This window comes from Nonlabens sp. Asnod3-H03, assembly GCF_045063665.1.
Lineage (GTDB): Bacteria > Bacteroidota > Bacteroidia > Flavobacteriales > Flavobacteriaceae > Nonlabens > Nonlabens ulvanivorans.
Window position 1 is genome coordinate 76,429 of sequence record NZ_JBEFOD010000008.1, and the last position, 23,040, is coordinate 99,468.

Consider the following 23,040-nt stretch of genomic DNA (forward strand, 5'->3'; position numbering starts at 1 on the left):
GCAAGGTTATTGAAAGAACCATAGAAATATCCTTATTATGAAAAAACTAGCTTTACTTTTTACACTAGCCGTAGTATTAATTTCTTGTGAAGGTCCACAAGGTCCTCCAGGATTTGATGGACTAGATGGAAGTGATTTTGTTGCACAATCATATGAAAGAGTGCGCAGTATCACAGCACCAGATTATAACATTTTAATTAATCATCCAAATGATATAGTTGTTTTTGAAACAGACGTTATATTAGTGTATAAAAGCTTCGGTCAAATTACTGCTAGTGATGGTTTACCTACTGATGTTTGGAGATTACTACCACAAACAGTTTATACTGATTTTGGTGAATTTCAATATAATTATGATTACACTTTTGATGATGTAGAAATATTTCTAGACGGACCTTTATCAACAGACTTCAACCTCTTAGATACAGAATATACTGACAATCAAATATTTAGAATTATAATATTACCGGCAGAATTAGCATCCAACCCATTAATAGACATCACAGATTACGACTCGGTAATGAATCTTGCAGGTTTGACAACTCAAGACATTATTACTATAGAATAAAATTATCCTGCTCAGGGATTCAAATGTCATCATTTGAGGTGGAGAAGGCGTTACTCTTTTAAAGAGTTTCGCCTTTTCTTTTTTTATATAAATTTCTCAATCCATTGTGCCACACCATCTTTTTTATGATGGTCGGTATGATAGTTTGCAACAGCTTTTACTTCATCTCTTGCATTGTCTACAGCAACTCCGTGCCCTACTCCAGCAATCATTTCTACATCATTGTAATTATCGCCAAAGGCAGCAACATTCTCTACTTTTACTTCCGGGAAACATTCTTTAATTAGTAATTCCAATGCGGATTTTTTGGAAATTTCAAGTGGCGAGATTTCTGTGTAGGTATCCTTAGATCGGTAAAGATGTAACTGTGATGGTAAATTTCCCGCTTTCGCGAAAGCGGAATCCATAGCATCACTATCGCCCATCAACATTATTTTATGAGCACCGCCCAATTGCTGGGTTTCTTTAAAGTATGCTAAAGTCGTTTCTATATTTTGTACTTGAGGAGTGACACGAGTATTATTTACCTCGCGATCTGCCCAGTAATCCATTTGAGGTACAAACCACTCATCATTTCTATACAAACTACAATGAAGGTCATGTTCCATAGCGATACGAGCTATGTTCTCAATATCGATATAAGGTATTGTGGTACTATAAAGCTGTTTTTGTTGATCAAGGACGAGTGCACCATTGTAACAAACAATAGGCATTTCCCTTCTTTTTAAAGCATCTTGTAAATAGTACATAGCTTGCGGCATGCGAGCAGAAATAAGAATGACTGGCAATTGATTTGCCTTATCAAAAGCCTGTAAAGTACGTGCTGATAGAAATCGATCGCTATCTAACAAGGTTCCGTCTATATCTGAGGCAAGAAGTTGTATCATCGTATGTAGTTGAAAAACAAAGGTAAATCGTTCTATTTTAAACATGGTCAAAAAAAAAATGAAATATTTTACAAAAAGTACTTGTGTTTGTTAAAAGTAAAAGTATATTTGCATCCGCTAACGCAGAAATGTGGAAGCGACGTTCAACAAAGAACACGGTCTGGTAGTTCAGCTGGTTAGAATACATGCCTGTCACGCATGGGGTCGCGGGTTCGAATCCCGTCCAGACCGCTTTTTTTCAACAACTGTTGAGAATAACAATTCAAGTTGTGTGTCCTCTAAAATAATTGAGGACTTGAGAAGGTGTCAACAGACACTTTTTGAGAAGCTTTTCCGAACAGGAGAGGCTTTTTTGTTTTACAAAGGTTTTATCTACATTATCCCTACTATTTTTCTTATTCAGATGTAAGCATCATAATGATTCTTATTTATTAACTTAATTTTTTGCATTTTACATATTAAAACAATTAGATTATTCACAATAACCATTAAAACTAAACTGTTATGAAGAATCCTATTCAAAAAATCTTACTGATATTACTATTTTCTATTTCTTTAACAGCTTGTAGAAATGAAGCCGAAATTGCTGAAGAAAAAGCAGAAGATCTTATCGAGAATGCTGATGAAATGAAAGTGAAAGAGGACAAAATCAAAATAGAAAATGAAGATGGCAGTGAGGCCAAAATAAAATATGATGAAAACGGTGATGTAGAAAAAGTCAAAACCGACAACTAGTAATTCTTATCACACCATTTTGAAAAGCAGCTATCACAGCTGCTTTTTTTTATGAAATAAAACCTAGTTTTACATGACCAACTGACTAGATTGAAAACAAACCGCCTTTTTTTTATAGATGCCGTGCGTGCATTTGCTATAATAATGATGTTGCAAGGTCATTTTATAGACACACTACTTGCGCCAGAATACCGCGATACCGACAACACTATATTTCAAATATGGAGTTATTTTAGAGGTATTACAGCTCCCATTTTTTTTACTATATCTGGAATAATTTTCACTTATCTGTTGATGAAATCCAAGAAAAAAGGCCAGGCACCAGAACGTATACGCAAGGGATTACTACGTGGATTATTACTTATAGCCATAGGTTATGGTTTAAGGGCTCCGGTTTTTGAATGGATTACTGGCTCTTTTAGAACTTATTTTTTAGTAATTGATGTCTTACAATGTATAGGTCTCTCGATTATTATAACCGTCGGTATTTACTATCTAACGTTTAAAAAGTCTTTAATCTTCTCTATTCTCATGCTTATTTTAGGGATTTCTATATTTATTATGGAACCGTGGTATAGGGAATTAGACACTACAGGTATACCATTAGTGTTTGCAAACTATTTAAGCAAGTCTAATGGATCTATCTTTACCATTTTACCATGGCTTGGATACATGTCGATAGGAGCCTTTATTGCGTCTTTATTTTATAGATATGTAGGAAATGAGAAGTTCAAACCCATTTTAGTATCTGGCCTCATCATTATAGGCGCATTATTGATTTATAATTCATCTCAATTTTTAATGTGGATGTATCGATGGAGCGATATAAAAATTCTAAAAGAAGTAGCTTATTATAACTACCTATTTACACGATTAGGCAATGTGCTTATCTTACTAGGTATTTTTTATGCACTAGAACGATTTGTGAAAAACCAAATGATTTTTAAGATCGGTCAAAAAACCTTATCTATATATGTCGTACACTTTGTAATAATCTATGGAAGCCTTACCGGAATTGGACTGTCGCAAATTATAGGTAAAACACTTAACCCATATCAAGCAGCCATGGGCGCCATACTTTTTATAATAATAGTATGTCTGATCTCTTTATACGGTATTAAAACCAATGCTTTTATCTATAAAAAGCTGAGAGGATTCATAAAGTAAAAGCCATAAAAAAAGCTCTTCATTTCTGAAGAGCTTTTTATGTGCGGATGACAGGAATCGAACCTGCACGCCGTGAAGCACTAGATCCTAAGTTTTGATCCTGATCTCCTAAATTATTTAAATTACTCATAATTAACGTTTTAATTTAATCAAATGTACTAAAATTTAATCAAATGATACTCACTTAGGTACTCACTTATATTCAAATAATAAAATTAATCATCTAAAAGTTAACATAGCATCACATACAGTTTTGAAAAGGTTTATTAAGGAGTTTTCTACAACATCAAGTTATCCTTTAACTAGTTAACTAATGGTTAAAATTTTATAAATCAATTCATTCCATTCAACATCTTAATAATATTTATAGCTCGCGTCCATTTACTAAACATAACAATAGGTTCAGGATAGAATTTCAACTCAAATAGCCAAGGAGCTAAAACCTCGTTTGCATTAACCCAAATTCATTCATCTATGGAAAACATATCAAATGATTGAAACAAATAAATACTTCTACAAATTAGAAGGTGAAAATTGTTATTACTTCAAGAAAAGAGAACCATTTATGGAGAGCACATTTAAGGTAGAAATGGAAAGACAGAGAATGGCTGGGGAAAAATAATTCTTGATAAATTTGATTATCAATCTGAGTGACTTTTAACAAATATCAAAATTTCATCGAGCGGGAAATTACAGTCAGTAAATATGCCTTCTTGTAGTAAAAGATGAACTCAAAATTATCATGAATCGTACGTATAAAATAAATTACATATCTTTAGAACAGTGAAACACATTTAAATCAATCGATTAGCAAACAACTATTTACCCCCTATAATCTATAAATGGCATATTACTAATTAGAAAAATAAAAATCCTTAAGAAAATTTACTAGCACTATTTTTTTTATGAATTATATACTGTACAAAACATTGAGTTGAGTTCAGACATTTTAATTAATATAACATTAAATTATGGGGAAATTTAAAGTTCAAAAAGTGGTTACCGTTTCTGGTAAAGGAACATTTGCAGTCGGTAAACTTGTAGAAGAAAGTCTTAATGTAGGGGATAATGTATTTATTTATTCAGATTCAACCTTAGTTACAAATAGTAGTATTACTGCAATTGAGGATGGTGACATACCTTTAACATCAATTGATTCTAGCTATATCGATAAAGAATTAAAAATTCTTCTAAGAGGAGTTGATTTTAATATTCTAAAATCTGGGATGATAATTTTGACTGCTCTAATTCAGGTTGTAACACCAGATATAGATGTCATATTAGATGACGGTTTAAAAGGATATGTAACTGGACGGGTAGATGGCGTTAAGCATAATAAAGATACTCGGTTTGCAGATTTATTTAAATCAAAATTATGGAATGCTCCTGGGAAAAACTTAGGCGTTTCTCTACAGGGAGGAGGGCTCAAAGGATCATTTGGTGTTGGTGCAATTCATTTTTTAGTAAGAAATAAGACAATTACAGATACCAAACAATTATTCCTTTCATCTGCTTCAACTGGTTCAATAACTTCATTAATTCTTGCTGAAAACAGTGATAGTGAAATAAGTGAAAAAGCATTAAATCAATACTTGAATTTATTTAATGTGAGCGATATGTTTGAAATTAGAAAGGAAGTAAGAAGAATTTTAAAAAAATCCAAAATTCTTGAAAATATCGTAAAACAGGCTATAACAACTGGAACCTATACTCCTGATATCTCTAAAATCGTAACTAATTCAAATATAGCTGTCACTATTATGACAGAGATATCTTCAAAAGTTTTACCTGACGTTTTATATGATTTAGATAAAAAGATAACAGGACTATTTATGGATATGGCTGATATCGATACAGAAAACCTCAAAAAGGTAGCTAAATTATTGAAAGAACTGAGTAAAATTAAATATAGTTTAGCCACCTTGGATCCTGTCAAGGAAAGTCTAAATGATAGCCGATTTGGAATAAATGTAGATAAAATTCAAAAGGCTAATACTAAACTTTGGATGGCTGTGACTAGTTATAACACTACGGTTACGGCCTACATAACTGAAGAAGGGAAGATACTTTATCCCAAACAAATGGAAACCGCTGGCAGTTATGATTATACTAATTATGAAGTCTTTAAAATTGAAAGAATCACAGATCCTGAAAACTCGTTTTCAGGACTTTATTCAAAAAATAATTTAAAAGAGTTTTTAATTAATGGTGCTTTAGCCTCGGGAGCATTTCCTATGTTTTTTCCTCCTATGAGAATCACCTATTTTACAGGCATAGGGAGTGAAACTAAAACTGAATTATTTATTGATGGTGGAATAAGAGAGAATTTACCTTTAAAAATTCTTACTCATCCTAATATGAGAAAAAATGATACCACCAAATTGAATAATGTTATAGCTATATACTGCTCAAACATTAAAAACTCCATTAATACTGATACGGAAATTACTTGGGTTGACACTATAGGGGCAACGGCTTCTGCCACTTTGAGCGAGATTAATAGAACGGACATTTCTTATGGCAAATCACTAAACGTAGAAGGATTAGAACAAGATGAACAATCTGACACTAATGTATTACATATTTATCCCTTGGTTCCAACCGTTGGCTTAACAGAGGTAGTACCGTTTATGGTAAAAGCCTCAATATGGTATGGCTATATGAGAGCATATGATGAATCATATATTACTCAGCAAAAACCAATTATGTCTAAACGAACTGAACTAAGATACAATTCTAGTGAAATCTATATATTATTTAAGTTATTATATGCAAAGTCCGAAAACTTACTTAGAACATGCGGTTACTTTATTGATACAGGAAAACAAAAAACGTGGGTTTCTTTTAAAGGATTGAAGAACAATTACACTATTCAAACAATCGGTTTTAACATAGAGGCCTTTGAAGAATATTTAAAAGTCAAAATTCAGATAATGGAATTGATTATAGAGAGAAAGGAACTCAATAAAGAAAAAGGGGTACCAGATATGTGTGTAATGGATGGTGAAAAGGGATTTATGAGAAAAGAATTCTATACCGATTGGATGGGAGTTTATGAATTTTTGGACTCTTACAATATAGCTATTAATAAAAAAAATAGACTCAAAGAGAATTTTAATAGATTATACTTATCATCGGAAAAAAATTATGAAGTTGGAGTCGAAGCATCTCCTGCTGTAGTGGGATATTTATATATTATCACAGGAAGAATAAATGATCAAGCTCCTCAAATAAAAGTATTAATTGAAAGGATCGAGAATAATTTAAAGGAATTTGAAGGAAATAGACAAACTATAGACCAAATGTTTTTCACAGTCAACAATAACAATCGGATGAATGAGAAATTTATAGAAAATTCAGGTTTTTTTACTAAATATTAGTTTTTCACCACACCGATAAAAAGATGGGATAATGACGTAAGTACTATTAGTAAAAATAAGATAAACGATATTAATTACGTCGCAGCATAGGGTATTTGATTTGTCTTAACAGACGGTTTTTATATACATACTGATTCGGATTCGTAGAAAAAACTCATCATTACAAATCAAGATTTTAACATGAAAATCGTCAAAATTTTTATTGATTATCAAACAGTTACAAGGGTTACGACGACAAAAGCTCGTGATAAAGATGTAAATATTATTACCAAAGATATTTTAAAGATAAGCGATGTTGATAACATCGCAACATCAAATTCTTAACTTGTCTTGCAGACTGCTTTAACTTACATACCGATTCGCAATCTGCGCAAAAACCTCATCACCACCAATCAAAATTTTAACGGGAGACCCGTCAAAACGATTTATTGATTATCAACTAGTTACAGCAATCATGACGCAAACTTTGCGTGATAAAGATGTAAGTACTATTACTAAAGATATTTTTAAGATAAGCGATGTTAATAACATCGCAACTTCGGATTCTTGACTTGTCTTGCAGACAGCTTTAACATACATACCGATTCGCAATCTGCGCAAAAACCTCATCACCACCAACCAAAATTTTAACAAGAAAACCGTCAAAATCGTTTTATTGATTATCAGATAGTTACAAGAGTTACGACGACAAAAGCTCGTGATAAAGATGTAAGTACTATTACTAAAGATATTTAAAAGATAAGCAATGTTGATAACATCGCCAGATCGATTTCTTGACTTGTCTTGCAGACAGCTTTAACTTACATACCGATTCGCAATCTCACACATTTAACATGGACAGACGCACTCTAAAATCGATTTTAAATAGCTCTTAATTCATTTTATAAACATTTACTAGGGTTTAATTGTTTTTCGGATTACAACCCATTAAAACGTCTTAAAATAAATAAAACTTGATAAATTCAATTATCGATTAGAAAATTTTGAATTCAAAAAAAATAACTAGTTGAAACGAATGTGTTGACTGTTGTTAAAAATACCTTAAGTCTAAAATTATGATATGAAAACCCATCAAAACGCTCTATTGATTATCAAATAGTTACAGCAATCATTACGCAAACTTTGCATGATAAAGATGTAAGTACTTTTACTAAAGATATTTAAAAGATAAGCGATGTTGATAACAACGTAAAATCGATTTCTTGACTTGTCTTGCAGACAGCTTTAACTTACATACCGATTCGCAATCTGCACAAAAATCTCATCACTACCAACCAAAATGTTAACAGGAAAATCGTAAAAAACGTTTTATTGATTATCAGATAGTTACAAGAGTTACGACGACAAAAGCTCGTGATAAAGATGTAAGTACTATTACTAAAGATATTTAAAAGATAAGCAATGTTGATAACATCGCAAGATCGATTTCTTTACTTGTCTTGCAGACAGCTTTTACATACATACCGCTTCGCAATCTGCACAAAAACCTCAACACCGTCAACTAAAATTTTAACAGGAAAACCGTCAAAAATTTTTTATTGATTATCAGATAGTTACAAGGTTTACGACGACAAAAGCCCGTGATAAAGATGTAAGTACTATTACTAAAGATATTTAAAAGATAAGCGATGTTGATAACATCGCAAGATCGATTTCTTGACTTGTCTTGCAGACAGCTTAAACTTACATACCAATTCGCAATGACACCTATTAAATATTACCACACACGCTTTTAAATCGATTTTAAATAGCTTTTAATTCATTTTCAAAACACTTACTAGGATACAATTGCTTTTCGGAATTAAACCCATTAAAATGTCTTAAAATGAATCAAGCTCGAAAGCCTTATTTAATAATACCATCATCGCTACATATACTTTTTTGGCTAAAAAGTTAAGCTAAAACCTTTGGTTTAACTATCAGTTAACTAAAGCAAACTTTGTTGCAATTACGCTTTCGCGAAAGCGTAATTGCTATAAATCCATTCCAGAACCATTAATCTTTAACCAATTAATCTGCTCGTCGTAATTGGGGAGAATTTTATCTACTTCATTCCAAAATGCTTGGGTATGATTATTATGAATTAGGTGAGCTAACTCATGAACCACCATATAGTGTAATACGTCAATAGGAGCCATGGCGCATTTCCAATGAAAATTCACATTACCATTTGGTGTACATGAAGCCCAGCGATTTTGCAATTCCATTACTTTGATTTGTTGTGGTGCAACACCTAGTTGATCTTTGTACCTTTCAATAATAGGGTGAATTTTACTGTTCAGTTTTTCTTTATAAAATTGAATGAATAATTCTTTTGCTTTAGGTTGATCTTTTTCACCTAAATAGAAAGTGTTTCTGAAAAACCTTACGCTTCCTGAACTTTCCTTGACTATTTTCAATCGATAGTTTCTTCCTAAATATAAAAACGACTGACCATTAACATACTCACGTTCCACCGCATTTTCATTTAACTGTGTCCACTCAGCTAGATTCTTGAATATTTGATATTCCTTAGCCTTTAAAATATCCTTAATTTCATCATCATTAAGTTTAGCTGGTACGCGTGCTGATACAGAACCATCTCGTTCTATAAATATGCTGACGGTCTTACGTTCGCTTTTTTGAATGGCGATATCTATTCCAGATACATTCATTTTTATTTCGTTAAATCTTGATGCCTGCGTTTTGCCAAGTTCATTATTTCCACACTTAACTTAGAGTGTAGTTGCATTACCCTTTCTATTCCAGAGAAATCTAACATATCATCTATCTCTCCTTGTAATTTACGTATTTCTGCTGCTCTACCTTTCCAAAAATTAGGTTTGCTTATAGTTTTTTGTAACAGTTTTACCAGCTCTATCGTCAGTTTCTTTAATGCTTCTTTATCAGCATCACTCAGTTCTTCATCATTAAAAGCACTAAACACTATGAAATCGTAAAACGGTAACTCCTGCTCGTTAAGACCTTCCTCTTGGTTGTCTCCTTTCCTACCTTTTTCTAAATCACTTCTTACTTTTTCAAATTCTTCAACGATTGCATCCCAATTTCCTTGATAGCGTTCTAAGATTTCTTCCATACGCTGTAAAAAACGCTTATACAATGCTGGATCTTTATTGATATTTACTTTTATGTGACGTCTAATAGCATGCTCCATTTCTGAGGCCTTAGATTTTGAGTTTTTACCTAGCTTATTTACTTCTTTTACAAAGTCCTTAGAAAGCAAGCTGACAGGATCTACACGACTATCAATACCTAATGTCTCAAGGTGCTGATCTATCATTTTACGAATCTTAGGCTTTGCCCATTTTAAATCCATGCTTGGATCTTTATAGCGGTTTTTAATACGAACCAATAAATAACCAAGTCGTTTAGCAGGTACATAATACTTTCTTCCAGCCTCAGAATTAAACAGTAAATCTAAACTATCAAAAAAGGCTTTTATATAAGTATCAAATTGTGCTCGAAACGGAACAGATGCCGCCAACTCAATACAGTCTTCCGCCAATTGAAACTCGGCATCTTTATCAGTGAAACGCTGCTGTACAAATTTCTCAAAGTCATTGATCCCTTTATCTGTAAATAATTGGATCATGCGATTGTATCTCGCTTCTAAGACTGGTATCTCTTTGTTTATATCTCTAAAATATTCCAGGAGCTCTTGAATATCTTCTTCATCTTCAGCACCCCAAATGTTTAAAGCATCTTTTAAATGATTAGAGACACCAAAATAATCAACCAGAATACCATGTGTTTTATTCTTTTTTGTTCGATTTACTCTTGCTATTGCTTGTAAAAGATCATGCTCTCTGATACTTTTATCTAAATACATTACTTGTGCAATAGGTGCATCAAAACCAGTCAAAAGTTTATCGCAAACGCATAAGAAAGCTACTCCAGTTTCTGGCTTTAGATAATAACCTTCCTCATCTTTGCTGTAATCAAAATCTTTTTTAAAATTATCAACTGCTTTTATTTCCTTAGCATTCTTTCTAGCTTGACTTATAAAGCCTTGTTCGTTATTGTCCTGCTTGGTAACTATGGTACCAATCTTTATAAATTCAATTTTTTCAATTAAATCTTGATCTGGATTAACTTTTTCCTTCTCTATGCTGGCACGTTCTATTAAGGCTTCCTGGATCAAATATTGATAACGTGCTGCAGCTACTATTGAACTACCGACCACCATAGCTTTAAAACCATTAGGTAATATATCATCCACATAATGATTCACAAGGTTTTTAGCAATCTTACGAAGTCTATCCATATTCTCCAGATAGGCTTTCATGGTTCCGTAACGCTTCTGGATTTCTTCTTTTTCTTCTTTACTCTGCCTTTTAAATACGTCTTCAAAATCGGCATCGAAGGCTTCTTTTGATTTTATTCTATCATTTGAAGTTTTACCAATATAAATGATATCAAGAGTTGCACGATCATCTACTGCCTCTCGTATTTTATAAGTATCTATAAACTCTCCTGTGCCACCAAACCGCTCATGAGTTTTTTGTTTGTGTCGATCAGTTAACAATGGAGTTCCTGTAAAGGCGATTTTTGTAGCATTAGGGAAAGCCGTAAATAGGTTATCTCCCATATCGCCACCTTGAGTTCTATGAGCTTCATCAATCAAGATTACGATTCTGTCAGAAGTATTTACAACATCAAATGGTTTGAATTCCGGAACTTTTCCTTCTTCAACGTAGGCTTTCATTAAAGACTTAGAATGTTTCAACTCTTCTTGAACAAACTTGTGTACCATGACCATATTCAAGTTAGATGCGATACCGCTCAACTTAGGAACTAATTCTTTACGAGAACCTACAATATTTGCTTCTTTAAATTCATTTGTCAATCGTGCAGTAGCAGAAAGTTGTTTTTCAAGATCCTTACGATCTACCATCATAATAACTTTGTAGTCTTTAAGATCATCTTGAGAACGCAGCTTGCGTACAAAGAACACCATCGTTAAGGATTTACCAGAACCTTGTGTATGCCATACCACACCAGACCTAGTACTAGGAGTGCTTTCTGTGCGCATTCTACGTAGTATTTTACCAACTGCTCTATACTGTTGGTAACGACATACTACTTTAATGACTACACCTTCTTTGATTTCCATAAACAAAGTGAAGTGTTGTAGTATATCTAAGAATATTTCTTTATTTAAAACACCTTTTATAAGAACTTCTTGACGGACACTAGGATCATTATGCAACCCATTATTGCGATATCTGGACTCTTCCTCCGCAGCATAGTTTTGAAGATCAATATTTCTGTACTCTTCTGGGAATATATCTTTCCAATTTAAATAATACTCGAAATCACCTGATATAGAACCTATACGAGCTTCTTCGCCATGTGTTGCAATACTGAATAGGTTGTAATGGAATAAACGTTCCTCACCTTCTTTGATCCCAAAATCGTCTTCTCTTGTATTTGCATAGCGCATGATTTGATCTACAGCGCTAGATATAGGGTCTGCTATTTCTACTTCTTTACACTCAACTACGCAAAAAGGCAACCCATTTACAAACAACACTATGTCTGGAATAAGACCTTCACGAGGACCACCTGGTGTAACCACTCTAAACTGGTTGATGGCAACAAACTCATTATTATCCCAATTTTTAAAATCTATGAGTTTGACTAATGGATTTTCTTCACCAGTCACTTCATTTCTTGGAACTGTGGTTTTAGTAACACCAATTAATTTTTCAAAAACTTGCTTATTGGCTTCTAATAATGAGAGGTTCGCCTTTTCAGTAGCGATAGTCTCTACATATAGATCCTCTAGTTGTTTATCTGTGAGCCATGCGACACCATCGACTATATTTACTTTTCTAACTGCTTTTATAAACTCTTGCTTGAGTGTTACTTCTTTAAAACTAGTACGCAAGCTAATGGCAGGATCTTGTGGAATGCCAAAGCTACCTTGATCAATTACATGCCAATTAAGATCTCTTAACTTATCTAAAAAAGGTTTTTCAACGTTATTATATTCTGCCATAATTATTCAATTATCTCCAGCTTCTCCATTAATTTAATACATCCACAAATATTTTCTTCTTGATACGCTTGGTTGTCATGAATTACATTAAAAACTGGCGACTGTTCTTGTCTCAACCACTGTATTTCACAATTCTTACCATTAACTGAGATAATACCCTTGTATTCATCTGCAGCATTTGCAGTTTGATAATCAGTAAGAACCCCTATTTCATTGAGTTTACATTCTAAATAATAAGTGAAATACTCATGATGTAAACCGTTGGTTTGATTCTTTGATAAAAGCAAAATATCCTGTTCGTTAATAAATCTCATATAAAGATTTGTTCCACACTTTCGTAATATTTCTGGGTACTCAATAAAACCCTGTCTCCAATCTTTGACATCACTGTTTTCGATGATACTATCTAGCTGTAGTTCTATTTTTTTATTTTCATCAAGAAATTCAAAAAGCTCACCTAAATGTTTGCGCTGATAGGTATCTTTTTTTAATAATGCTTTCCAGCTAATCTCCCTACTTGTTCCATTTGTAACAAAACTCCAATTGCTGCCCTTCTCTAAAGTAAAATCTCCAAAAACCAACAATGCTCTACGAAACTTAAAATCTCCAAATGAATGTAAACCGTTGCTATCAAAAATATTGTTTGATAACACTGTATATTTCTTGAATAAATCTAAGAAATGTACGTCATACGCGTCACTCCATTCTAAAGAATTGTTTTTCTCAAAATGATCCGTAATTCCGCAAAAATTTAAAATAAAACCTATTTGTCCCTCAAAATAGGGATGATTTTCAATGTCATAGATCAATTGCGACCAGTAATCTCCTTTTTTAATTAAATGTGCTTTTACGTATTCTTCATTTTTTTGTATTCCTTCAAATGCTCTAATTTCTTTACCTTTTACGAGAAATTCAAGAATGTTTTGAGCATGAGGTAAAAGATCATTAATCGATTGAATTCCATTTACAAATTCTGGCGCTTCTCTAAAAAATGTGTTTTCTGACAAGTTTCTAACAACTCTCATCCACTGCTCTAATCCATTAATATCGTATTCTTGGCGCTGAAATTCTTGTAAGGCATAGAACTGAATTCTTTTAGCATAACTTAATGTATTGCTATAATCGAATACGTCATCGAGAAATTTAGAAATTGAAAATAAGGTATTACCTGATAAAGCATTAACTAAAGAACCTTCCGATTCAATTAAACTCATGTAATCAAAAAATCGAGCAACGTGATTTTTTTCAAAACAGTCTCTATTATCTAATTCATAATAATCAAATTTAGGATTAGGATTTCTACCCATTAAATATTTGATAGAATCAATATTGACATTTTCTATTGATGCTAAACTTATACCATAGATAGTTCCAATGAGATTCATAAATGCCTTATCATATGTATTTGTTTTAGTATCTCGATACTGCCACATAAAATCTGTCCAACTACCATCTATTTTGGATTGAAATTGTTCTTGAAATTTAGAGTCACCTACTTGATCAAACTGCTTTATAATTTTCTCAAATTTTGCTTTAAAATTTTCAAAATCTGTCAACGGTTTTCCTCTAGCGTTCATCTTGATATATAAATCATCCGTCAACCCATAGTTAGCTAATTCAATAAATTGAAACGTAATAATCTCCACCTCACCTGTTAACTTAGCGTACAAATCCTCACTGCCCCTTTCATTATAAGTGTGTTGAATCGTATCTAGCATAACTAGCATACTTTGAACAGTAGGGTCTTGATCCCAAGACTGAAAATACCAATTAAAATCCCGTAGCTGATTACTTAAATTTGATGAAAAATCAAGATCGAAAGGCTGTTTTACTATTGCATCACAAAATTCTCTTGAAGACTGTCTGGTTTCATAAGTAAATCTTGACCCATTCTCATTAGCAACAATTCCTTGGAAATCTTCAAAATCACCTTCACGCATTGATAAATACCAGTGTAATAAAAATAATGTTGTCAATCTCTGTTGGCCGTCTAGTGGTATGAACTTTTTATCCTTTTCAATAACATTACCGTAGATAAAATCTAAATGCAATGGCTCTTCATTTTCTAAATGATCAAAAAGAGTGTTCACAAATTGATTTCTAATATTTACAGCTTTGTCTCTCCCTTGAGCATAATCACGCTGAATAATTGGAATTTCAATTTTATTTGGCAGTTCAGTCAGTAAAGACTTGAATGATAGTTTCTGCCCTTCGTTTATATTCTGCATAATTAAGCTATTAAATATTCTTCAATCGTTGTTATTATAGAATCTTTATAGGCTTTTCGATCCTCTTCCTCCCAAAAAGTCATTCTTTCGACACCTCTAGAATAATATTTTAGAAATGCATTTTTTGTGCAAAGTGGAATAAAAACACCTTTACGCTCCTTTTCAATTATCTTATCTCTCTTGATTGGAAAAACAGCATTCTTATAACCTCTATTTGTTCCAGAATCAAGCAATGCCAAATTTGATATATCGTCTATATCTGTAATTTGTTTGTCTACACTATATTCTTTTAGGACATCATTATAGAGATCATCAAAAACTCTTTCACTAGGTTTGGTTTCAAAATAATTTTCAACTTTTACTTTGATCTCTTCTATTTTAGAATATTTTATTAATTCTTTTAACCAATCTTCTTGGTGATTTTTACGCTCTGGCTTTTCTGTAGTAACAGAATGTATATGCTCTATATCCCAATTAAGTCCTTTGTATTTATTAAACTGGAAACGAAGGGAACTATTTTCACTTTGAATTATAGAAGCAATGTTGAATAGAAGTAAAGTATCTCTTAAGACTTTTGGATCATCCAGATAAGTAAGGTTAGCAATGCCATCTACTTGAATGTGATCCATAATCACTTGTTTTAGCTTTGATCTAAATTTTGACTTTTTAACACCTTCAGACCATTTTAATATATCCTTCAAATTAAATCCAGTCGCTATTAAGTAACCTATTAGATGGAAATATTCTCGATTACTATACCATTCTATGATTTTCATGTAGAGATTTTTAATCTCTGACCAAACTTCAACAACTGGTTCATTATTCTTAATTCTTAGGTTAAAATATCGGAATGTATGGTAAGGATCACTTGATTTGTTATCAGCAATTAAATCAAAAATAAATTCTATTCTGTTATCATAACTATTTGCATTATCCTGAATGAAATACCATAATTCTTCATTTCGTAAACTTTGCTCTATTCTATCCCAATCGTTCGCTATTTCAAGTTGCCTTATACGTGTTGCCTGATCACTTTTGGGTAGTACATTTGCCTGCTCACTTAATATCAGTGCCTTTATTAACTCTGCATTTGTTAAAGGAATTTTTCCAATATTTATTCTTGTAAAAACATCTATAAGATCACTTTCTTCACCTTCAATTTCGTACCAAATCACACGTACATTTTCTTCTTCCTTTGGTCTTAACAACACCTGTAAAAAATCTGCCTTTGCTGTTTTACTTTTATTGTCAAACCACTCCTCGATAGTGTCCAACGCAGCTGCCATATGAAAAAAATCAATATTATCATCTTTTAATGACTTATCTAAATTCTCTAAGAAATCACGACTATTTTCTCTAGTTTCATAGTCAATTTCAAATGAACCAATACCTAATATCTCTCTTATAGGTGTAAGAAACTTTAAAATAAGAAATATTGTAGTTAAACGTTGTTGTCCATCTATAAGAACATACTCTTGCCCTTGCTTACTCACTACGACTGGCTGTAAACAGTAAAATTCTGATGAAGACTTACTTTTATCTTTATCAAACTCATAAATATCGTCAAGAAGATCGGTGACTTGTTTTTCTGTCCACCGATAACCTCTTTGATATGAAGGCACCAAAAACTGCATATCTATTAATTCTTCTATTGGTTTTAATGCTATAGTTTCTTCTTTCATATCATTATTGTTTTATTCAGTTTATTTATGTTAATCCACAACAACCCCAACCCTACCAGTCAACAAATCCTGCATCAATCCTGATTTGAGTTGCTGGTATTTCCCTAAAGCCTGTTGCTCGGTTTGGATTTTGTTTTTAATAATCATCCCTCTTTTACAAATAGCCTGTTGCTCTATTTTGTTTGGTAATGGGATTAAAAACTCTCTTATCTCTTCCAAATGTAAATTAGTGACTGTCCCTTGTTTAGCTCTTTGCCTAATTTGTTTCCATATAATTTCTTCTGGTAACAGTTGCAATAAATATTCTGATTGGATAATTTCCTTTTTAGGCTTTATAAGCGCGAGACTTACAAATATTGAAAATTCCCAATCCCAATCAACTAATTTCGGTATACCTATCGTACCATTTTTACTGTAAAGAATATCTCCTCTCTCTGGATGACACCTTTTTATTAATTCATTGTGCTCAACTTTACTTACGTATTTAATCTTTTCAAAATCAATCTTATTGGTTTGAACATCCGTTACCCTTAAAAAAGGAACTCCGTTTTCAGTATATGTTGGTGTAAAATGTGTTCCATCAACAACTTTTGAAGTAAGAACACCCAACTCCTCAACCTCCCATTCCCTAGGAATCAATCCTAAAGCACTTTCTTTATACAGCTGTGGTGCGTCTTGTGGTGATGGGCGCAGTTTGCCTGTGTTGATGTCGATACCGCGAGTGAATAGGTCGTGCATTAAGCCTTGTTTAATGGCTTGGTATTTGGCAATGGCGCTCTCGGTTTGTTCTATGACTTCATCTACCGTAGATAGGATCTGGGCTATCTTTTTTTGTTGTGGTAGTGGTGGAAATAAATCAACTGCTCTAGAAACATCAAATGTTGACAAGTGTTTTACGGTTGTCGCAGCCGTCTTATTATGTACGTCTAACAAAAATGGTTTTAAGTAATAAAAAAGAAAATCAATATCGATCTCACTTGACTTCTTTTCGCTGATTTTCAAGATTCGTTGATTCAGTAATGAGGGACTATTTTTCCATCTAACAAGATGAAAGTCGCCATCCATTCCAACTAAAACATCACCTTCCTTTATCAAATATGAATTTGAATATTCACCTGAATAATAAGTTTCTTGACTTGAATTTAACAAATCCCTTATCCTAATCAAGGGAATACCATCACCTTGTTCATTAAATTTCGACGAGCTAAATGGAAAACCTCCTAAGAAATTTAACTCATTTCCTATCACTAATTCTTTCCAATTATCCCTCATAACCCAATTCCGTTAAAAAGTTGTTCAATTGGTCAGCTGCTTTGGTTCTGCCATCTAGAATACTGACTAAGGTGTTTTGGTATTTGGTATAGCGTGTTTCTAACTCGGCAATTAAAGCGCGTTCGTAGCGGTTTACATAATCCATTACGGTATCGTGCAAGGTGGCTTTAAAACGGGCTAGTATTAAGGTTTTGGCTTCTTCTGGAGTGATTTTTTCCCGTGCTTTTTCTACCAGATCTTCTTTTTTGGCTTTGATCTCGGTGATGGTCGCCTTGCAGGTTTTGAGCTCGGCAGTTAATTCATTGTGACGTGCCAGCCGCTGGTTAAGTTGTGCGGCTTGGGTTTCAGTTTGTTTTAATTGAAGCTGGTGTTCGTCACGCTTTCGCGAAAGCGGAATTATTACATCATCACTACTACCGTCTTTCTCATGCGCCTTGATACGTATGCCTAGATCTTTGATCTCTTTCTTATGCTGGCGTATGCTGGTGTTGTACTCTTTAATACTGGCTTTTAATTCTTTGAGTACTTCTTTAGGAAATACCTCATATTCTTCTTCATCAAAGGCGTCTTCTTCCAGCTCATTCACTTCGCTAAACATCGTGTCCAGCTCGTCACGTCTGGCTTCGTTATTTGCCAATTCTTCCAAGACATCTGGGAACTGTGATTGTAGAATATCGTCTGCAGGGATTAAGTCAGCATTCCAGCCACTGGCAGCGATGGACTTTAAATCGGTCTCGAGACTGTTCCAGTAGGTAGCAAAAGCGCCTCTACTTTTATGTAGATCGAGAATACCCAGCGCGCTAAAGTTACTCGCAATGCTGTGGGAGAAATCACGATATAGTTCAAAGACATTTTGCTGCGTAGGCAGTGCTTCTAGTTTAGGCACATTTGCCGTCCACCAGTCGTTAACACCTGTGGTGTATTGTTCTCTTTTTAGAATAACATCATCATGGTTTAACACTAGATTCTTGAGATCTTCTTTAGAGCTTACCGCATCTGTAAAAGCATCATAACCATCTTTAGGTGATTTATGAAGTAAGGCTGTTCTTAAATGTAGGTAGTTATCCCAGTAGGACTGCAGCTCATCTACCTCTACCGTAGGAATACCACCGTGTAAGTGCGCATTTACATCTTGCGGTTGTGCTGGTGGGCTGTTATCTACATACCTGCGTATATTGAAATTATAATCTTCTTTTTCTAAGCCTTCTTTAGTAATCAATCGCGAGTACCCATCCAGCTCTTCTTTGCTTTTATAGATGTAACTGATCTTTGCGATGTCTTCTGGACGTAGTTTGTTCTGGTTTTTACCTTCTTTATATTCACGGTCTGCATTAATAAACAAGACGTTATCACGTTGTGCCGCTCCTTTTTTATTAATAATCAATACAGAGGCAGGAATACCTGTACCGTAAAAAAGTCCCGATGGTAACCCTACTACGGCCTCTAGATAACCGCGATCTACCAGCCATGCTCTCATGTTTTTTTCTTCGCTTCCGCGAAAAAGTACACCATGCGGCATCACGACCGCCATACGACCGTTATCTTTTAATACCGATACCATGTGCTGGACAAACATAAAGTCTGCCTTCTTCTTTTTAGGCATCCAGTGATGGAAGCGATCGCGATAGTTTTTAATGTCGCTATAATTTGCGGAGAATGGTGGATTTGCTATCACGATGTCAAAGCGTTTTAACTCGCCATTATCTACATGCAAAGGATTTGCTATCGTATCACCTTGCAGGATCTCTGCATCAAAAATATCATGAAACAACATGTTCATTTTACACAAGGACCAAGTAGTACCACTTAATTCCTGACCAGCAAAACTTAATCGTGAGGCATCGCCATAACGTGCTTGTACGTAATTTTTATTCTCGATCAACATACCACCAGATCCACAAGTAGGATCATAGATAGAAGATTCTTCTCCTGGTTCTAGCAGGTTAACCAATAGTTTTACCACCTCGTTAGGTGTATAGAACTCACCACCTTTTTTACCAGCGCTGTCTGCAAAGTATTTGATCAAATACTCATAGGCCGTACCTAGAAGGTCTGGAAATTCAAAACGGTTATCAGTAAGTGTTACTTTATCAAAATGCGTGATGAACTCAATGAGCTTTTCATCACTTAGTGCGTTTTTGTTTTTACCTATGGTGCGGTTAAAGTTTACGTTAGTCAATACACCAGAAAGTTTATCTGGATTTTCTTCTTCCAGTGCTTCCAGCGCTTTATTCAAATGGTCACCTACGTCTTTTTTAAGGTGTAAAATCCCTTCATTGATTTCTTGACCGTTCTCGTTAGTGGTTTTATAGTTCCAGCGTGCACGTGCTGGTACGTAATATTGGTAGGCATTAGCACGTTCTAGTGCTTCTTTGATTTTAGCTTCTGGTAAACCTTTGGTTTGTAACTCTTTTAATCGTGCGGCACGATCTTCTTCAAACTTATCGCTCAATCGCTTTAAGAATAACATTCCAAAAATGTATTCTTTAAACTCTGAGGCATCCATGTTACCTCTTAATATATCGCAGGCATCCATCAGGAAACCTTCTAGCCATGAAAGGGTTAGTTTTTTGTGGGTCATTTAGTGTTTTTAGTTTCTTTTATTTTGGTGGTTGTAAGATAAGAATGGAATGTATTTAATTAGGCTTGCTTACTGTTTGAATTGGTATTTTAGAATATAGTTCAGCTTTCCCTTCCCTATTATCAATAACTATTTGGTGGGGCTTTTCAAACCCTTCTTTGATTTTTTGTATATCTCCGAAAAGTAAATGCTTGCGTGCGATTAAGTCATCAGATTGATCGAGTTCTTTTGTGATTTTCTTACTGGTAGCGATTATTTTATTCTTGTTGGTAAGACTATTTTCTGTTAATGCAGTAAGGTCAGTGACGAGTTTGCTTCTTAACTGATTGTTTAAAGCAGCAACTTCATCAAAAATGCTATCGTCTTCGTTGAAATTTGATATAGACGTATAGATCTCATTGATTTTACCTAGTCGGTTAGCATCAGGATTCTTATCAGCAATATTCATTTTCAGTTCTAGAAGTTTTGAAAGCTGGTACAAGTGTTCTGCTTTAAGAGCAATATCAGAATAAAAGAAATACTTGCTCTCTAGAATTTCCTTGGTTAATTTCTCTGCTTTACTACTTGAATTTTCTGAAAAATTCTTAACTCCACTTACCGCTTTCTGCGCTACAGAGTCTTCATAAAAATCATTAAATTTTTCACCTAAAAACGATGTCAATCTAGTAGCTTTATCTTTAACCGTAAGTTTAACTTTCTCTAACGCATTTGTATCATCGCTAATTACCTCTATAACTTGAGTATCTTCAGGCTTTACATTATCAATAGATTTTTGAATTTCATGAGAAGCTGTTAACAAATATTCAAAGCGTATTACAGATAAATCATATTTCAATTGATCTATGTGGATATAGTCCTCTGTAGTAAAAAAGGACTTTTTATTAAGATCAGTTATTTTAGAGTTTATGTAACGTAGCTTTGCCAGTCTTTCGTTATGACGCATTGCTATTAACGAATTGATACTTTCATGTAATGATGTAAGCTGCTTACTTAATCCATTAAAATAATACTGCCCAGTAACCATGGATGCTATCTGGAATATTAAGATGGGTGCAAAAACCGCTGCGTTAGCACCAACAAATCCTGCATGAATTCCAAACTTAGAACCATTCATAGTTATAGAGCTAATAGTTCCATTACCATAAACCATTAACTCACTTGCACTAGCTGTTGCCGTATATAAGCCACTAGCTGAATACATACTCGTAGCTGCTATAGCTGATGCGCCAGATGCTTGAGAGAAAATATTATTACGACTATTTGAAGAATTTAAACGAGTCCAATTTTCATCTAACCTGAAGTTATTATCTAGATTAAAGTCGACCATTCCAGAATCACTTCCTAATTGAATTTTAGTAGCTGGCTCCAAAATGGTAACCTCGTCCTCCTTTTTAGCGTTCACTAAAATATCAGTGATCTTTTCTAACTGAGATTGGGTATCTGAATTACCGCTCATTTTTTTAGAGATATCCTCTATCGTAGACTGCAGCAATGTGTTATTATCACTTATGGTTTGATCGATGGAGTCGATTCCCAATAGTTTTCTTAGCCAGTTTTTCATGTAGTTATATCTTAATTAGATGGTATACCCATTGATTTGTACTATATCTAGTAAACTTTAATTTAAACAATAGTTTAAAGGGAACAAGCTAATTAAAAAACATAGAACTTTCTTACGGATTCCCTCAATTTAATGAAGAGTTATCTTTTGTATTTTAATGATTTCACTTCAGACAAAGCATTATCAATAGAAGCCGTTTCAATTAATATTCTATTTCCAACTTTGTGAGCTTTAATTATGCCACGTTTTATATAGCTGCGTACGGTTTGAGTTGACACTTTTAATCTCTTAGCAGCTTCCTGGATGGTAGTGTAAGTTTCCTTTGATTTTTCTAACTCCTTTTCTTCAAAATAGGCTTCGATTCCTTTTCTGACGGAAGTTTCTATTAATTCTTGAAGTTCTTCTTTGGTGGTTATTACTAGGTTCATAGAGTAAAAAAGTTGTATTCATTATTTTAAAACGAAAAGAGTATTGAAGATTATTTTTTCCATTCAATTCTGGTTATAAAAAACACAAGATTTTCTATGTAATGAGTTGATGTATGATTTTACAATTCGCCAAACAGTCTTTTAATTTGATAGTTTTTAACTACCCATTCGTCATTTCCCACGTGTTTTTCCCATAAATGAATGCTCCCGTTTTTTTCTTTCAATAGCTCAAATTTACCAGACTCCTTTACTTGATACTTAACATTCAAGATGGGAAACTCTGAAAAAAATGACCTTAAACCTTCATCTAAGTCTTCATCCTTAATTTCAATGATATCCTGTTCTTTTTGCTCATCCGTAAGCAATGAAAGTAATTTTTTTATAATCTCTTTTTCCATAGTTTTATTTAATCATTATTGATACTTAATTATCACATTAGCTCTACAAATCGCATACATTTTTTTAGCGCAAATATTCATATACAACGTTTAGTTCAATACATGCATCTGTTGTCAAGTGCCTATTTTATATTAATACTTACCTTCACTTT

15 protein-coding genes and 1 tRNA gene are annotated in these 23,040 nt (G+C 33.5%); 6 read left to right on the forward strand and 10 right to left on the reverse strand.

Going from position 1 to position 23,040, the window contains the following annotated elements; all coding sequences use genetic code 11:
- Window positions 1-37: 37 nt before the first annotated feature.
- The gene (locus tag ACJJVI_RS03640) at window positions 38-568 is read left to right on the forward strand and encodes a dihydrolipoamide dehydrogenase (RefSeq protein ID WP_405350418.1); all 531 of its coding nucleotides are present in this window, start codon (window positions 38-40) and stop codon (window positions 566-568) included.
- A gap of 83 nt (window positions 569-651) precedes the next feature.
- Here the strand turns inward: ACJJVI_RS03640 and ACJJVI_RS03645 are convergent, their stop codons facing one another.
- A complete protein-coding gene (locus ACJJVI_RS03645) occupies window positions 652-1,455 on the reverse strand; it encodes a Cof-type HAD-IIB family hydrolase (protein ID WP_042247456.1) in 804 nt (267 codons plus the stop codon).
- Window positions 1,456-1,612: 157 nt separating this feature from the next.
- On the opposite strand from ACJJVI_RS03645, the gene ACJJVI_RS03650 reads away from it, so the two are divergent.
- From ACJJVI_RS03650 to ACJJVI_RS03670, 5 genes are all read left to right on the forward strand, one after another.
- Window positions 1,613-1,686, forward strand: a tRNA-Asp gene (locus ACJJVI_RS03650).
- Between the two features lie 273 nt (window positions 1,687-1,959).
- Window positions 1,960-2,190 (forward strand): hypothetical protein, encoded by a 231-nt coding sequence (locus ACJJVI_RS03655; RefSeq protein WP_405350422.1) that lies wholly within the window; start codon window positions 1,960-1,962, stop codon window positions 2,188-2,190.
- 90 nt (window positions 2,191-2,280) lie between these two features.
- Entirely contained in the window at window positions 2,281-3,357 is a 1,077-nt protein-coding gene (locus tag ACJJVI_RS03660; protein WP_405350425.1) for a heparan-alpha-glucosaminide N-acetyltransferase domain-containing protein, read from the forward strand.
- Window positions 3,358-4,328: 971 nt separating this feature from the next.
- Complete coding sequence (locus tag ACJJVI_RS03665) at window positions 4,329-6,737, forward strand: patatin-like phospholipase family protein (RefSeq protein WP_405350428.1); 2,409 nt, start codon at window positions 4,329-4,331, stop codon at window positions 6,735-6,737.
- Between the two features lie 180 nt (window positions 6,738-6,917).
- The gene (locus tag ACJJVI_RS03670; RefSeq protein WP_405350431.1) at window positions 6,918-7,061 is read left to right on the forward strand and encodes a hypothetical protein; all 144 of its coding nucleotides are present in this window, start codon (window positions 6,918-6,920) and stop codon (window positions 7,059-7,061) included.
- 1,649 nt (window positions 7,062-8,710) lie between these two features.
- Here ACJJVI_RS03670 and ACJJVI_RS03675 read toward each other — a convergent pair.
- The 9 genes from ACJJVI_RS03675 to ACJJVI_RS03715 all read right to left on the reverse strand — a co-directional run bounded on the left by ACJJVI_RS03675 (window position 8,711) and on the right by ACJJVI_RS03715 (window position 22,888).
- Window positions 8,711-9,391, reverse strand: coding sequence for a M48 family metallopeptidase (locus ACJJVI_RS03675; protein ID WP_405350434.1), 681 nt, complete (start codon window positions 9,389-9,391; stop codon window positions 8,711-8,713).
- A gap of 2 nt (window positions 9,392-9,393) precedes the next feature.
- Window positions 9,394-12,738 (reverse strand): type I restriction endonuclease subunit R, encoded by a 3,345-nt coding sequence (locus ACJJVI_RS03680; RefSeq protein WP_405350436.1) that lies wholly within the window; start codon window positions 12,736-12,738, stop codon window positions 9,394-9,396.
- A 2-nt stretch (window positions 12,739-12,740) separates the two neighbouring features.
- On the reverse strand, window positions 12,741-14,966 hold the full coding sequence (locus tag ACJJVI_RS03685; RefSeq protein WP_405350438.1) for a DUF262 domain-containing protein: 2,226 nt from the start codon (window positions 14,964-14,966) through the stop codon (window positions 12,741-12,743).
- Window positions 14,967-14,968: 2 nt separating this feature from the next.
- Complete coding sequence (locus ACJJVI_RS03690; protein WP_405350441.1) at window positions 14,969-16,648, reverse strand: DUF262 domain-containing protein; 1,680 nt, start codon at window positions 16,646-16,648, stop codon at window positions 14,969-14,971.
- A 30-nt stretch (window positions 16,649-16,678) separates the two neighbouring features.
- Window positions 16,679-17,920: a restriction endonuclease subunit S gene (locus tag ACJJVI_RS03695; RefSeq protein WP_405350443.1), complete on the reverse strand. Its 1,242-nt coding sequence runs from the start codon at window positions 17,918-17,920 to the stop codon at window positions 16,679-16,681.
- A complete protein-coding gene (locus tag ACJJVI_RS03700) occupies window positions 17,910-20,501 on the reverse strand; it encodes a type I restriction-modification system subunit M (protein ID WP_405350445.1) in 2,592 nt (863 codons plus the stop codon). The genes ACJJVI_RS03695 and ACJJVI_RS03700 overlap by 11 nt, the downstream gene beginning before the upstream one ends.
- A 55-nt stretch (window positions 20,502-20,556) precedes the next feature.
- The gene (locus ACJJVI_RS03705) at window positions 20,557-22,062 is read right to left on the reverse strand and encodes a hypothetical protein (RefSeq protein ID WP_405350448.1); all 1,506 of its coding nucleotides are present in this window, start codon (window positions 22,060-22,062) and stop codon (window positions 20,557-20,559) included.
- A gap of 140 nt (window positions 22,063-22,202) precedes the next feature.
- Window positions 22,203-22,490: a helix-turn-helix domain-containing protein gene (locus ACJJVI_RS03710; protein WP_405350451.1), complete on the reverse strand. Its 288-nt coding sequence runs from the start codon at window positions 22,488-22,490 to the stop codon at window positions 22,203-22,205.
- Window positions 22,491-22,609: 119 nt separating this feature from the next.
- A complete protein-coding gene (locus tag ACJJVI_RS03715) occupies window positions 22,610-22,888 on the reverse strand; it encodes a hypothetical protein (protein WP_405350453.1) in 279 nt (92 codons plus the stop codon).
- Window positions 22,889-23,040: the final 152 nt, after the last annotated feature.

What these genes read in the sequence shown, in the direction of transcription:
- ACJJVI_RS03640 (WP_405350418.1), top strand. Translation starts at nt 38, where the DNA reads ATGAAAAAACTAGCTTTACTTTTTACACTAGCCGTAGTATTAATTTCT.
- ACJJVI_RS03645 (WP_042247456.1), bottom strand. Translation starts at nt 1,455, where the DNA reads ATGATACAACTTCTTGCCTCAGATATAGACGGAACCTTGTTAGATAGC.
- ACJJVI_RS03655 (WP_405350422.1), top strand. Translation starts at nt 1,960, where the DNA reads ATGAAGAATCCTATTCAAAAAATCTTACTGATATTACTATTTTCTATT.
- ACJJVI_RS03665 (WP_405350428.1), top strand. Translation starts at nt 4,329, where the DNA reads ATGGGGAAATTTAAAGTTCAAAAAGTGGTTACCGTTTCTGGTAAAGGA.
- ACJJVI_RS03670 (WP_405350431.1), top strand. Translation starts at nt 6,918, where the DNA reads ATGAAAATCGTCAAAATTTTTATTGATTATCAAACAGTTACAAGGGTT.
- ACJJVI_RS03675 (WP_405350434.1), bottom strand. Translation starts at nt 9,391, where the DNA reads ATGAATGTATCTGGAATAGATATCGCCATTCAAAAAAGCGAACGTAAG.
- ACJJVI_RS03680 (WP_405350436.1), bottom strand. Translation starts at nt 12,738, where the DNA reads ATGGCAGAATATAATAACGTTGAAAAACCTTTTTTAGATAAGTTAAGA.
- ACJJVI_RS03685 (WP_405350438.1), bottom strand. Translation starts at nt 14,966, where the DNA reads ATGCAGAATATAAACGAAGGGCAGAAACTATCATTCAAGTCTTTACTG.
- ACJJVI_RS03690 (WP_405350441.1), bottom strand. Translation starts at nt 16,648, where the DNA reads ATGAAAGAAGAAACTATAGCATTAAAACCAATAGAAGAATTAATAGAT.
- ACJJVI_RS03695 (WP_405350443.1), bottom strand. Translation starts at nt 17,920, where the DNA reads ATGAGGGATAATTGGAAAGAATTAGTGATAGGAAATGAGTTAAATTTC.
- ACJJVI_RS03700 (WP_405350445.1), bottom strand. Translation starts at nt 20,501, where the DNA reads ATGACCCACAAAAAACTAACCCTTTCATGGCTAGAAGGTTTCCTGATG.
- ACJJVI_RS03705 (WP_405350448.1), bottom strand. Translation starts at nt 22,062, where the DNA reads ATGAAAAACTGGCTAAGAAAACTATTGGGAATCGACTCCATCGATCAA.
- ACJJVI_RS03710 (WP_405350451.1), bottom strand. Translation starts at nt 22,490, where the DNA reads ATGAACCTAGTAATAACCACCAAAGAAGAACTTCAAGAATTAATAGAA.
- ACJJVI_RS03715 (WP_405350453.1), bottom strand. Translation starts at nt 22,888, where the DNA reads ATGGAAAAAGAGATTATAAAAAAATTACTTTCATTGCTTACGGATGAG.